This window comes from Opacimonas viscosa, from assembly GCF_024199005.1.
Classification (GTDB): domain Bacteria; phylum Pseudomonadota; class Gammaproteobacteria; order Enterobacterales; family Alteromonadaceae; genus Opacimonas; species Opacimonas viscosa.
Genome location: NZ_JANATA010000011.1, coordinates 86,045 through 100,189, shown reverse-complemented (window position 1 = coordinate 100,189; position 14,145 = coordinate 86,045). Strand labels below are relative to the sequence as shown.

Sequence of the window (14,145 nt, the reverse complement as noted above, 5' to 3'; positions counted from 1 at the left end):
ACCCGCGACCCCCGGCGTGACAGGCCGGTATTCTAACCAACTGAACTACCGCTCCACATTTTACTCGCTGTAAAGAATCTCTCTACAACGGGCGCAGATAATACGTTTTGCTTTGGTGTACGTCAACTCATTTTTATAGAAAAATAAGCATTTATTGCCGTTTGCGTAGAATATGACCAAAACTATCTATTTATATCAATCTACCGGTGTCAGTTCCTCATCTTTTGTCGCTTTTTTACCCGGTAATAAACGTTTCAGTTTATCCATGAATGATGGTTTGGTATCAAGTTCTAGTTCGCTTTCATCAGTCACTTTTGCTGAGGGCTCAGCAATGGGTTTTGGCCGTTGCATGTACCACAACACTCCCTTCACGATCCCCATTATTAATAAGCCAGCAAGGAGCAACAAGCCATTTATGATCAACGCGTTTTTAATTAATTTGGCGTCATCTTTTTCTTTTTGTAGTGCTGCTGCACGTTCTGCTTGGAGACGCGCAATCGTTAATTCTTCTGCAGATGGTTGCTCAGGTTCAACAATAATAGGCTCTACAATAAAATTGTAATCAGGAATATCGACGACAATATCTCGGTCATTGATCGTTTTTGCAAAAAAAGTACCTGTTATTTTATACACACCGTCATACACATTATCAATAATGACCTGACGCGGTTTTATGGTCCGTTCTTGGCTTGAGAAAGGAATATTTTCTCCTGTCGGTAAACGCACATTACCTTCCAGTAATATCGTTGTGGGATCAATATTGCGATCATTGGTATAAAAAGCAATGATGTGCTGTCCATCCCCTTTCTCTGATTCATCTTTAAATACTTCAACCGCAACGGGGTTTGGTGCTATACGGATTTTTTCATCCAACGTTTCACGGGTATACATGGGTGTTTTTATCTTCGACACGACATTCCATTCACCGTCAGGTAAATTCAAACGAAACTGCCCTGTGAAAACCGCATCTTTGGGAGCCTCATCAAGACCTAAACCATTATCTTCAAACGTAGCCACTGTCCTTGGTGCCGCACCAAAGTTATTTTCTTCAGGGCTATTCGTACTAATGAACTCAACCGTTAAATTAATGGCTTCAGAAAATGGTGCAAACGTCATTGGCACCCCATCATTCATCAGGTATGCAGACATTTTAAACATTTCATCAGCGTATAACACTTTGGGCAACGGTTGGGTGCGTAATTCCAAATCAGAAATCACCATCACGCGTGAGTCAGGTAAAATACGACCCAGTGCTTGCCATGGACCTGCCATGGGAGATTTGATGTTAATCATGTCAAAGGTTGGAGAGGCAAACCAAGATAGTTTTTGTTTATCTGCTGAGTACTGAAACAACTTGCTCCCATCAGGTCGGACTAAAACTACAGGAGATGTACCATATTCGCGGAAGAAGACCATAGTGACTTCATCGATTGCATAATCAATACGAAAACGATTATCAAACAAGCGAATATCATTTTTAAATGCATTGTTTATGGTGGAGATGGGATTATTATTTTTCGCGCTATTCGCAATAATCTTAGGGGTATCTTCAGGGCTGATGATGGTTTGCGCATGTACTGATGCAGTTAGAAACCCGTTGCATAAAATAAATAGTGTTATCAATAACGGGTTGCTCATATGCATCAAGGCTCTCGGTTAATGTCGATACAAGCATTGACCTCCTGCTTGTTCGATAATGTCTAAACGGCTTTCGTGTTCAGCTAATTCATCGGCAGATGCCTTGATTACCTTTAGAGGTTTTTGTGGGCGAGTAATACGAACGATTTCACCTAAAACATTTTGATTATCTGAGTTATTTTGATCTAAATGCAGCGATTCTTGACCGCCTGTCATCAACAAATATACATCCGCTAAAATCTCAGCATCGAGTAACGCTCCGTGCAAGTCTCGATGTGAGTTATCAATGCCATATTCCCGACATAAAGCATCCAAGTTATTGCGCTGCCCTGGGCGCATTTTCTTTGCTAATACGAGTGTATCCAACACTGAGCAAATTTTATCGGTACGGGTTAACGCTGTGGCAGGGTTACATGCGAATTCTAAATCCATAAAGCCGACATCAAATGGCGCGTTGTGGATCACCAGCTCAGCTCCCGTGATAAAATCAATAAAGCCTTGAGCAATATCCTTAAACAATGGTTTATCGGCTAAAAACTCGTTGGTAATGCCGTGCACTGCGATAGCTTCAGGATCAATTTCTTGTTCCGGATTAATATATACATGATAGTGATTCCCGGTTAATTTTCGGTCAACCATCTCCACACAACCGATTTCGATGATTCGATGACCTGAGGTAAAGCGCTCCCCTGCCTCACGGTTCATACCGGTGGTCTCTGTATCCAATATTATTTGGCGATGCCCTGGTGCTGCTTGCATAATTCACTACCTGTATTCAACTTGGACTGGCACAAAACACGACAAAGTACCATACGTACTGCGATTAGCTGTGTTATTATGAGTAGTATATCAAGTGTCTATTTTGAAAGTACAAAAAATTGAAAAAAGTTGCAATATTCACCGATGGTAGCTGTTTAGGTAATCCGGGGCCTGGTGGTTACGGGGCGGTATTAGAGTACCAAGGCCAACAAAAAACCTTAGCGCAAGGCTACTTCACTACAACGAATAACCGCATGGAGTTACTTGCACCAATCAAAGCATTAGAAGCGTTAACTGAACATTGTGCGGTTGATCTGACTACCGACAGCCAATATGTCAAAAACGGGATCAACAGCTGGATCCATGGTTGGAAGAAAAATGGCTGGCGAACGAGTGCGCGTAAACCAGTCAAAAATGCTGATCTATGGCAATTACTAGACCAAGCAGTGCAACGACACACGGTCCAATGGCATTGGGTCAAAGGACACTCTGGACACCCTCAAAACGAATTATGTGATGACTTAGCTCGGGAAGCTGCAGAGCTTGCCCAAGCTGGCACTGGTCACGAAGATACAGGATATAATCCCTAATGGCAGCAAGCATCAAACTCCATCCAACTCGTGAAAAATCTTTATTACGCAAACACCCTTGGGTGTTTAGCAAAGCAATCCACAGCACAGAAGGACGACTTAAAAGCGGTGATACTGTCGATGTATATAGCTCTGAAAACGTATGGTTAGGCAGAGGTGCATATTCTCCTGATTCACAGATCCGAGTACGCATATGGACATTTAACCAACATGAGACCGTCGATAATGCTTTTTTCACACGTCGACTCCAAGTTGCACTGAGTGCACGGCAACACGTTATTGACCAAGCCAATACCGATGCATTTCGTTTAGTCGCTGCCGAATCCGACGGTTTACCCGGTATCACAATCGACAAATATGCAGATGTATTGGTGTTACAGTTACTCAGTGCGGGCGCAGAAAAGCATCGTGATAAAATTATCTGGTCATTGAACAAGCTATTACCTGAACATCGTATTTACGACCGCAGTGATGTAGATGTACGCAAAAAAGAAGGCTTAGAGCCTATTTGTGGACCAGTACAAGGTGAACTGACTGCGCCAATTACTATCATTGAAAACAATGTCAAAATTTTGGTGGATGTCGTGCACGGGCATAAAACAGGGTTTTATTTGGACCAAAGGGACAACCGTTATATTGCCGCCCAGTATATGCAAGCGGCATCTGTCCTAAATTGTTTTTCTTATACCGGCACGTTTGCCAGTTATGCCCTTAAATACGGTGCGGCTCATGTTACTAATGTCGATGTTTCACAACGCGCACTTGACACAGCCAAGGAAAACATTCTGATCAATGATTTAGACGTTGCTAAGGCAACATTCATGAAAGCGGATGTCTTTCAGGCTTTGCGAGACATGGCAGAAGCAGGTACGCATTATGACCATGTGATTTTAGACCCACCCAAGTTTGTCGAGAGTAAAAACTCGCTCAATAGAGCCGCACGCGGGTATAAGGATATCAATCTGTACGGCTTAAAATGTGTCAAACCAGGTGGATATTTGAGCACGTTTAGTTGTTCGGGGCTTATGAGTAGCGAATTGTTTCAAAAAATCGTTGCTGATGCGGCATTAGATGCTGGACGAGAAGTCCGTATTATTAAACGCTACAGCCAAGCACCTGATCACCCTGTCGCGTCTAACTACCCAGAAGGCTACTACTTGAAAGGATTACTCTGCCAAGTGTTTTAAGACTTAGCAGCATGAAACTCATCACTTTTATGAATTCTTATTTTGCGGACCTAATGTCAACTAATGCATTTGTGTGAACTTGACGCCAATGACATATTTATTGTCATGCGATATAGGTTCGCGGACCACTTTTGCATCCGCTGAAAAAGACGGAATTTCTCGATTCTGAGAATCAATTTCGATCGTAACAGTTGTCCCCACGGTAAGTAATTTATTTTCTAACTCAAAGGACATACCTGAAGCACTGAGGTCCTTGCAGACACCGGTGAAACTATCATCCTTGGTGGTTATCTTGCATTCAGCATTGATTAGCATTCTATAAAAATTGCGATTATCATCATAAGCCAACATGTATTTCTCCTGAAACGTTCTTTACAAAACAAAGTGTTTAATACCGAAGTAAGTAGTGCCTATAAAAGACACTGTTGTTACAACATATTTTTCCCTAACACATTAAGTAATAGTTGCTACACTAACAAAAGTCAATTTAATGCTGCTGCAAGACTTGTTCAATTCGTTTTACAGAAATTGGGTATTTGGTACCAAGCTGCTGTGCAAAAAATGACACTCGCAATTCTTCGATCATCCAACGAACATTTGCTAGTGTTTCAGGTATCGGCTGGCCATGCTGAATATTTTGACATTTTTTGCTAAAAGCCGCTTCCAGTTTAGCAATTTGCACTTGTTGCAAGCGGTCCTTGCTGGGATCAATTTTCAGTTTTTCTACACGGCGTTTGAGCGCTTCTAAATACCGCTGCCAATCATCTAAACGGTGGGCTCCGATCTCACTAACAAAATCCGCAAATATCAGCTGGTCTAAATGCGCTTTAATATGCCCGACAGCTTCAATCATATGTAAAGGAATATTCCCCTTAGTTGCCTTTTTGACGGCATTGGCACAAGTTAGCCCCTGTTCCACCTTGGTTGTTATCGCCAAGACAACATCGTTAATTGTCGCACGCACTTGTTCACAACAAGCACTAAAATCAGCTTCTTCGCGAATATCATGTCCTAGACTGGTTTGATATTCCTGCACAATCTCAGCAATACCCGCTAAGACACAATCATCAATTAACTGCTGTACTTTACCAAAAGGGTTAAAATACAAACCTAGCTTGGCTTTGTTCGGAAGTTTTTCTTGGACATATTTTAACGGCGAAGGTATGGTCAGTTGAATCAAGCGATACAGCCCTTGTAAATGGGATACTTGCGCCTCATGTGGTAAATCAAAAATCTTGATTGATACCGACTTTTTATCGGCAACTAATGCAGGAAAACCTTGAATGGCAAAACCTGCAGTTTCATGTGTAAACGTTTCTGGTAAAGATCCAAAGCTCCATGTCGTTAGCTCAGATTGTTCTAATTCAGGTGTAGCAACCTCCTCTAGAGACGCTTGTACTTTATCCTGCAGTTGGGCTTGGAGTGCTACTAAATCTCTCCCAGCAGCAATCACCTTATGATGTTCGTCTAATATCGCAAAGCGCATTTGTAAATGTACGGGTAACACGATACCCGACCAATCATCTTCGGTCAGTGGCACACCTGTCATTTTGGTTAATTTCGTACTCAGGGCACTCGTCAAGCTAAGCGGTGCCCCTTGCTCGTTCGTCGGTACAATATCGGCTAGTGCAGCTTGCGCAAAATCTGGCGCTGGTACAAAATTGCGACGTAAACTTTTCGGTAAAGCTTTGATCAATGCGACGGCTAGTTCATGTCGTAAACCAGGCACTAACCAGTCAAAACCTATCGGTTTAATTTGATTTAATAGCGCTACGGGGATATGCACAGTCACCCCATCATCGGCAGCATTGGGATCAAAAACATAGCTTAAGGGCAATGTAATAGGCCCCTGCTGCCACACTTCGGGGTAAGCCGCTTGGGTGATACCTGTTGGTGATTTTTGGAGTAAAAATGCCTCAGTAAAGGTCAGTCGTTGTGCCGCACTGTCTGGCCCATTCTGGTGTTTATCACTTTTGGCATACCATTTACGAAAACTGGCTTCACTGTTAACTGATAGAGGAATATTAGCTTCGTAAAAATCCACTAACACATCTTCATTAATCAAGAGGTCGCGACGACGCGCTTTATTTTCAAGTCCTTGAATATATTCTACTTGCTCTTGGTTTTCGCGCAAAAATGCGTAGTTCAATTTGGTAAAACCGTTCACTAAACCTTCTCGTAAAAAAAGTGCTCTAGCCACTAATGGTTCACGCTGGGAAATATGGACTACCCGTCTAGGAATAATAGGCAGACCAAACAACGTTACTTTTTCATAAGCTTGAGCAGCACCTTGTTTTTTAGACCAAAAAGGCTCTGATAAATGGCTTTGGGTTAAGTGCTTGCCGAGTGGTTCTAACCAATGAGGTTCAATCCGAGCTACTACACGGGCAAACAACTGAGAAGTTTCTACTAATTCTGCAGCCATAAACCATTTGGGCTTTTGTTTAGCCATGGGTGAACCGGGAAATATCATTAATTTGCTGTTACGCGGTCCAAGATATTCACGTTGCTTATCAAACATCGCGACATGGGATAACAAACCCGTCGCCAACGCTTTATGGATCCCTGCATAATCAGGCTCTTGCTGCGTATTAGGCAAACGCATGTCTTTACTAGCCTGCTGGATTTGAGAAATAATATCTTGCCATTCACGCATGCGTAAATAATGAATAAAATTCGTCTTGCACCATTTGCGCAACTGATTATTCGTCAACGTTGACTGCATTTCTATAAACGCTTGATATAAATTATATAGCGCTATGAAATCTGAATCTTTATCCGTAAAAGCACTATGAGCCTCATCCGCTTTCTCTTTTTTATCTTGTGGACGTTCTCGAGGATCTTGAATCGATAAACCGGCAGTGATAATTGTCACCTCATCGAGTGCCAGATGCTCTGGGGCGGCCAGTACCATCCTCGCATACCGTGGATCGATAGGTAACCTAGCCAACTGTTTACCCAAGGGCGTAAGAGCGGCTCGCTGCCCTTTTAAATCAATTGCTTGGAGTTCTTGCAACAAACGCATGCCGTCATTAATAAAACGCTGATCTGGGGGCTGTACAAATGGGAATTTTTGGATATCACCCAGCCCCAACGACAGCATTTGCAAAATAACTGACGCTAAATTGGTCCGTAAAATTTCTGGATCGGTGAATTCATCTCGCCCCAAGAAATCTTGTTCTTCATATAAGCGAATACAAATACCATCAGCTACCCGCCCACAACGACCTGAGCGTTGATTAGCCGAAGCTTGTGAAATGGCCTCAATGGGCAAACGTTGGACTTTTGAACGATAAGAATACCTAGAAATGCGAGCATAACCTGGATCAATTACATAGCGGATCCCAGGGACGGTTAAAGAGGTTTCCGCGACGTTGGTAGCCAAAATAATACGCTGACCATGGTGTGGGGCAAAAATCTTGTTCTGTTCTGCTGCAGACAATCGGGCAAACAAAGGAATCACTTCAATCCCTCGCCATTGCTGCTTTTGTAACAATGATTGGGTTTCTCTGATCTCCCTTTCCCCACTTAAAAAGACCAATATGTCACCGCGTTTTTCACTACGTAATTCATTGACAGCAGCAATTAAACCTTCCCCCATATCCATTTCTTCTTCGCCATCAGTCAATGGGCGGTAACGGATTTCTACCGGATAAGTACGACCACTCACCGATATAATAGGTGCATTGGAAAAGTGTTGGGCAAAGCGTTCTGGATCAATCGTGGCAGAAGTAATGATTAATTTTAAATCAGGTCTTTTAGGTAGAAGTTGTTTTAAATAGCCCAACAGGAAATCAATATTCAAACTGCGTTCGTGTGCCTCATCGATAATGATCGTGTCGTATTGGCTAAGGTAACGGTCATGTTGGATCTCAGCTAATAAAATGCCATCTGTCATCAATTTTACTAAGGTATTATCGTTAGCTTGATCTGAAAAACGTATTTTAAAACCAATGGCTTCACCGAGGGGTGTTTCACATTCTTCTGCAATGCGAGTAGCTACAGACCGCGCGGCTAAACGCCTTGGTTGGGTATGAGCAATCAAACCATGGATCCCCCGCCCCAGTTCTAGACACATTTTGGGTAATTGCGTCGTTTTACCCGAGCCAGTTTCACCGGCGATAATGACGACTTGATGTTGCGCAATCGCGGCTTTGATGTCGCCACGGTTAGCACTGACCGGCAAATCTGGATAAGCAATTTTAGGCAACTTCGCCGCACGCGCTTGTGCCTTATTCAAGGAGTGCTGTAAACGCTGTAACAATTTTTCTAAAGCCACAGCATCAGGTGTTTTTTGACATCTTTGCCACGCTTTTTGTAAATGAAAGCGATCAGATATCATGCAACGTTCAACTAAGCGATTAAATTGTTTTTTATCCTCAACAGCTTGGATGGTAATTGTTTCAGCCTTTGCTGATTGTACATTTAGACATGCTTGGTTGGTCTGGGTTGCATCAGTCATTAACGGTAGATCCTGATCGTTTTATTGCCCTTGGCATCGATACTCGCTCGATACATGCCCTCAGTATTAAATGGCATAGCAATGTGACCGGCAGAATCTACCGCAATCACACCACCCGAACCAGACGCTTCAACTAAGACTTTGTTGATGACAGTATCTGCAGCCTCGGCTAGTGACAAACCAGCATAAGCCATACGTTGACATATATCAGCCGCCACTTGATAACGGATAAAGTATTCACCGTGCCCAGTAGCAGAAACAGCACAAGATTGATTATCGGCAAACGTCCCCGCGCCAATAACTGGAGAGTCCCCAATACGCCCATACCGTTTTGCAGTCATCCCCCCCGTTGAAGTACCTGCAACGAGATTCCCTTGTCGGTCTAAAACAACCGCCCCTACCGTACCAAATTTATAATCCTGGAATGCAAGTAATGTACTTTGGTCTGGGGTACTTTGGTCTGGAGTACTTTGGTCTGGGATAATTTGGGCGGGTGTACGATGGTTTTGTGCACCTTGGTCGCGAGCAATCACTGCTTTGGCCTTTTGTAAGGCTTGCCAACGTCGCTCAGTGTTAAAGGTTGTATTTGGCACCATCAATAACCCCTGCTCTGAAGCAAACGTTTCCGCCCCTGAACCGCTCAACATCACGTGCTCTGATTCGTTCATAACGGCTTGGGCAGCAGCGATGGGACTAGCGATAGTCTTGACGCCAGCCACGGCGCCTGCCGTACGATGCTTACCATGCATAATAGAAGCATCCAGCTCATGCTCACCGGCATAAGTATAAACAGCCCCCTTGCCCGCATTAAACAAAGGGGATTCTTCGAGAATTTGAATCGCCGCTACAACCGCTTCTTGGCCATCCCGACCTTGTTGCAATAAGGTATAACCAGCTTGTAATGCTTCATCTAGTTTGCCCCTGTAAGCAGCATCTTGTTCAGTTGTTAAATTTGCTTTTGTGATCGTTCCAGCGCCACCATGTATCGCAATAGCAATGGGTACATCGCGATTGGCTGTGCTAGGTTGCTGCAGATCTGCCTTACTAGCCGGAATCAGCAGCAACGGAACTAACAAAGTAGATGTCAAAAGGGCTCTGCCGAGACCATTGGGTAATAAGGTACGCATGTTCATTCTCACTATCGTCTAAATACTATACAAGCATCGGTTTACTTGGATATTTAAGTATTTTTAAGTACGTACAATAGCAAAAAATGACTCATTTTTCAGTGGGTATTTTTACATAACCTGCTGTACTATCTCAAATGGCACTCACCGACAAAACAGACAGTGCCTTTTACAGCGAACTCATGCCCTAAAGATTACTAGCGTCGTTTACACAACAGCTGCCAATATTTAAACTCTTCGTGTGGATTAGTTGCTTGATATAAATGAGCAACAAAATCTGAGAGCTGGTGAAAGGTGAATAAGGGATGTCCATTGGACAGTGTATGATAGACAATATTGATGCGATGATGGTCGAGCATTTCTGGGTAGCTGGAATCGGATTGAAATGAAGGGACTGATGATGTATCAACTAACTCTGGGAGAATTTTGGTTGGTGTTGACATGAAACTTCCTTGTTGCGTAACAGCTCAAAACGTAGAATGGAATACCACCCAATGAGTGACAAATAATACCCACTTTAAAATAGTTTTTTATAACAAAATATTTAGCTTTCTCATTTAACTATTCTATAAATGTGTTTGCTTTCTGCTTTGTGATTAAAAAACAAACATTTACCAAACAGTCCTTTTTTTCATCCCATAAAACATTCGTTTTTTTCATGGTGTATTACAAAATATTGCGAAATGACTGACATATCGTCCTATTTTTTAGGCGGGTATGCGTGTCAGTATCTTGCTACAAAAAATACCAGTGGGAATTTAGACAAATGTAGGAAATGCACTATATTTAAAGTAATTTTTAGAAATACAGATATAACTATCAAGGATTTATTTTACATGGAGTTTCGCAATGGAGCGAATCATGCAAGGTGTCAGTGTTAGTTTAGACAAAAGTAACAATGGCGTATCACTTCATGTTGATACCAGCCAGATAAAAGAACGATTGGATATTGCCGAAGTAGCTCGCTATTTAGCTAGCGGCAAATATGCTGAATTTGAATGTAACGAGGAAACGCTCAAAAACCTTATAGACACTGCTAATGTCGATATTGAAAGCCAGGTAGGCACTAAACATCAAGCCGTCATTGCCTATGGGCAAGACGCTGAACTAAAAATGGAAATTAGTTCGGACAAAATGACCGCAACACTTCATGTTACCGCTCCCAAAGGAGGTAACAACCCTTCGTTAGATGCTCTTACCGCATTTTGTCGTGAGCAAAAAGTCATTAATGGCCTGAGTATAAAACGATTACAACAAGTATTGAAAATGTTACCCACTCGCAAACCAGGTGAAAGTTTTAGCCAAATTGTTGCCAAAGGTCTCCCCCCTAGAAATGGGCGTAATAGTGAAGTAAAACAACTAGTAGAAAATGTCCTTGAGCGCTTACTTGCACCCAAAATTGACGAGAGTGATAAAGCACATATGCGTGATTTTGGTGAAATATTTTCTGTCACACAAAATACACCTATTGCACGTTTTAAGCCTGCCACTCCAGGTCGTTCTGGTTTTAATGTCGAAGGCAAAACACTAAAACCAAAACCAGGAAAAAGTAAACCTATTAAATTAGAAGAAGGTACAATTGCCGACAAAGAGGATGAGAATCTCATTCTGGCAAGTCGTAGTGGCATGCCTAAATTTACGGGGTTAAAAGTCAAAGTAGATGATGTTTACACCGCAAAAGGTGTCAATGTAGGTACCGGCCATGTCGAATATGACGGTGCAGTTATCATTAATGGTGATGTGGCTGATCAAATGAAAATCATCGCCAGCGGAGATGTCACGATCAAAGGATTCGTCGAGTCCGCTTATATCCAAACGCCTGGTAATGTATACATAACCGAAGGTGCCGCTGGTCAAAATCCCGATGCACAGACCGACCCGAATTGTGTAATTCGAGCCGGTGGCGATGTATTTATTGAAAATGCCCAGGGGTTAGATATACATTGTGGTGGAGAGTTGCTGATTAATAAGCAAATCGCATATTCCAATATCCGCTGTGGTGGTTCCGTCATTGTCGGTGACAAAGAAAAACCCAAAGGCATGATCATCGCTTGTAATATCAAAGCACGTGGAGAAATTGTAGCAGGTACTATTGGAGCAATTTCTGGTAGTCAATTAGTCATCGACTTTACTGAATCTTATGATCAGATTACCTCATCATCGTTTTCTTTGAAAAAAATGTACAAAGAGGTGAATGCCAGGTTCAATGCGCACAAATCAAAATGGCAACTGCTTAAAAACAAAAAATTACCACCTGAGCTCGATGACAAACTCAATGCCTTAGAAAGTGCGATTATTAAAGAAAAACAACTGTTGAATTGGATAAAAGATCGTTTAGATGATAATCAGTCCATTACTGATACACTTCCGAAATACCTGAGAGTCAAGGCTACACAGCAGTTATTTCCTGGCGTAAATATAAAATTGCAACACAATACGTGGCAAGCAAACCGAGAACACGGTCCCATCGAAGTGCTGTATCAAGAAAAGCAATGGGAAGCTGAACCCATTATCTCTTAAGCGGTACTCTCTTTTGCTGTACTCAGTTTTTTCTTCTTGCGATATGGCTGCATGATGAACATTTTTTCTATATCTTGGTCGTTGACAGCGGCCGAGTAAAAATACCCTTGTACATAATCACAATTAGCCACATCTACTTTTTCGAGGGCTTCTTGAGTTTCAATACCTTCGGCCACAACATCAATATTCATACTATGACACGTTTTTACGAGATTCTCGACTAGCATCTGAGTATCTTGATTATACTCAATATCATCCAGCATCGCCCGATCTATCTTCAAAATATCTACCGGCAATTTACTCAAATAGGCAAACGATGAATACCCCACACCAAAATCATCAATCGCTATTTTTAAGCCTAAACTCTTTAAGGCATGTAATGTTTTTGACGTCACCGCAAGATTTTTGATTAAGCTAGTCTCTGTAACCTCGATAATTAAGTGTTTAGCATCCACTTGATACTTTTCTAAGGTATTCTTGATTGTATTAACAATCTTCAAATTCATTAACTGATTAGCAGACACATTGATCGAAAGTCGTTTGAACTCATGACACACTCGAGACAGTCTAGCAATAGCTTTGATCCCATGTTCAATAACCCAATCGCCAATATCATGGATCTGGCCATCGGCTTCAGCTATATCAATAAATTCTGCTGGAGAAACCCAACCCAAGTCTTGGTGGCGCCAGCGCAATAAAATTTCTGCACTTTCCACAATGCCATCTTCTAATTTTACTTTCGGCTGAAATGCCAAAGAAAACTGATTCATTTTGAGGGCTTTGTGTACATCTGACTTGATGGTTAAACGTCTTTTCTTAGCGACTAAATATTGGTTGTTTAAACTGACAAATTGATCTTGATTATTCAACACTGCAGAAGCTTCTTGGAGTGTTTCAAAAAGGTTGTGCGTGGAAACGGTGAAGTCCAAAGAACAAATAAAACTAACGGCCAAATCAATACTCGCTGCTTCCGCTTTTAACCACGATGCATTTAATTCAGAGTGCAGGACATGCGCAATAAAATGACGTGCTTCATTCTCATCTTGGATAGGCAGCAATAAAATCATTGCATGATTATGCATGTTAAAAATTTGGCAAGATGGCGCTTGCAACTCTACAGCAGACGCAATTTGGGGTAATATTTCTGAAGTATTTACGTTGGCATCTTGTAAATCAAACGCATTATCTATAGTAACATAGGCAATCGTAAACGCGTGTTTTTCATATTGCAAAGCATCCACAGCACTCAACATCTCTTGTTTGCTGTGTAACACGTCAGAGTTTTCTAAACGATTGTTTTGTTGTTTTTGCGTGGTATTGTGTTGAAAAGCGGCGGCGACTTCTTCGATAAGTTGTGTATTATCCCAAGGCTTGGTCAAAAATTTGTATGCAACCCCTTCATTCAGCACACTCAATACCGAATCAAAATCAGTGTATCCACTAATAATTAAACAGGTAATATCTGGGTAGGTTTGCTTAACAAAACTCAACAGCTCCCCCCCGTTCATTTCTGGCATTCGAAAATCTGACAAAACCACATCAACATGTGTACCAGCCAAAATTAACTGCGCTTCATGTCCGCTATTTGCTGTATGAACATCATAACCCGCTTGTCGAAACAAGCGACGCATTGATTTTAGGATATTCAATTCGTCATCCACTACCAAGAGCGATGGTTTTGCCATAATGTCTGTCATATTTTGTCTGTTTATATGTTTTCAAATATTGGAAAGGTGCTGTTTAGGCGCCTCTACTGTATGAATTACTTTACTCAAGAATTGTAAGAACTACAACGCTTATCCAACTTATCGTCTTTCTAAAGCCAAATCTTTAGCTTATTTAGCCATTAAGTCATTAAGAAC

10 protein-coding genes are annotated in these 14,145 nt (G+C 41.9%); 3 read left to right on the top strand and 7 right to left on the bottom strand.

Annotated elements, in window-relative coordinates:
• Window positions 1–195: 195 nt before the first annotated feature.
• The gene (locus NLF92_RS07740; protein ID WP_254100494.1) at window positions 196–1,644 is read right to left on the bottom strand and encodes a TIGR03503 family protein; all 1,449 of its coding nucleotides are present in this window, start codon (window positions 1,642–1,644) and stop codon (window positions 196–198) included.
• Window positions 1,645–1,656: 12 nt separating this feature from the next.
• Window positions 1,657–2,397: a DNA polymerase III subunit epsilon gene (dnaQ, locus tag NLF92_RS07735; RefSeq protein ID WP_254100492.1), complete on the bottom strand. Its 741-nt coding sequence runs from the start codon at window positions 2,395–2,397 to the stop codon at window positions 1,657–1,659.
• A gap of 119 nt (window positions 2,398–2,516) precedes the next feature.
• Between dnaQ and rnhA the strand changes: the two genes are divergently transcribed.
• Window positions 2,517–2,987: a ribonuclease HI gene (rnhA, locus tag NLF92_RS07730; protein ID WP_254100490.1), complete on the top strand. Its 471-nt coding sequence runs from the start codon at window positions 2,517–2,519 to the stop codon at window positions 2,985–2,987.
• Window positions 2,987–4,174, top strand: coding sequence for a class I SAM-dependent rRNA methyltransferase (locus NLF92_RS07725; protein ID WP_254100488.1), 1,188 nt, complete (start codon window positions 2,987–2,989; stop codon window positions 4,172–4,174). Before rnhA ends, NLF92_RS07725 begins: the two co-directional genes overlap by 1 nt.
• Window positions 4,175–4,234: 60 nt before the next feature.
• Here the strand turns inward: NLF92_RS07725 and NLF92_RS07720 are convergent, their stop codons facing one another.
• From NLF92_RS07720 to NLF92_RS07705, 4 genes are all read right to left on the bottom strand, one after another.
• On the bottom strand, window positions 4,235–4,525 hold the full coding sequence (locus tag NLF92_RS07720; protein WP_254100486.1) for a PilZ domain-containing protein: 291 nt from the start codon (window positions 4,523–4,525) through the stop codon (window positions 4,235–4,237).
• Between the two features lie 136 nt (window positions 4,526–4,661).
• Window positions 4,662–8,636: an ATP-dependent RNA helicase HrpA gene (hrpA, locus tag NLF92_RS07715; RefSeq protein WP_284700391.1), complete on the bottom strand. Its 3,975-nt coding sequence runs from the start codon at window positions 8,634–8,636 to the stop codon at window positions 4,662–4,664.
• The gene (locus NLF92_RS07710) at window positions 8,636–9,763 is read right to left on the bottom strand and encodes an isoaspartyl peptidase/L-asparaginase family protein (protein ID WP_254100485.1); all 1,128 of its coding nucleotides are present in this window, start codon (window positions 9,761–9,763) and stop codon (window positions 8,636–8,638) included. The genes hrpA and NLF92_RS07710 overlap by 1 nt, the downstream gene beginning before the upstream one ends.
• Before the next feature lie 197 nt (window positions 9,764–9,960).
• A complete protein-coding gene (locus NLF92_RS07705; RefSeq protein ID WP_254100483.1) occupies window positions 9,961–10,206 on the bottom strand; it encodes a hypothetical protein in 246 nt (81 codons plus the stop codon).
• Between the two features lie 406 nt (window positions 10,207–10,612).
• Here NLF92_RS07705 and NLF92_RS07700 point away from each other — a divergent pair, with 406 nt between their 5' ends.
• On the top strand, window positions 10,613–12,283 hold the full coding sequence (locus NLF92_RS07700) for a flagellar assembly protein A (RefSeq protein WP_254100481.1): 1,671 nt from the start codon (window positions 10,613–10,615) through the stop codon (window positions 12,281–12,283).
• On the opposite strand, the gene NLF92_RS07695 is transcribed toward NLF92_RS07700, so the two are convergent.
• Complete coding sequence (locus NLF92_RS07695) at window positions 12,280–13,968, bottom strand: two-component system response regulator (protein WP_254100479.1); 1,689 nt, start codon at window positions 13,966–13,968, stop codon at window positions 12,280–12,282. The genes NLF92_RS07700 and NLF92_RS07695 overlap by 4 nt on opposite strands.
• Between the last annotated feature and the right edge of the window lie 177 nt (window positions 13,969–14,145).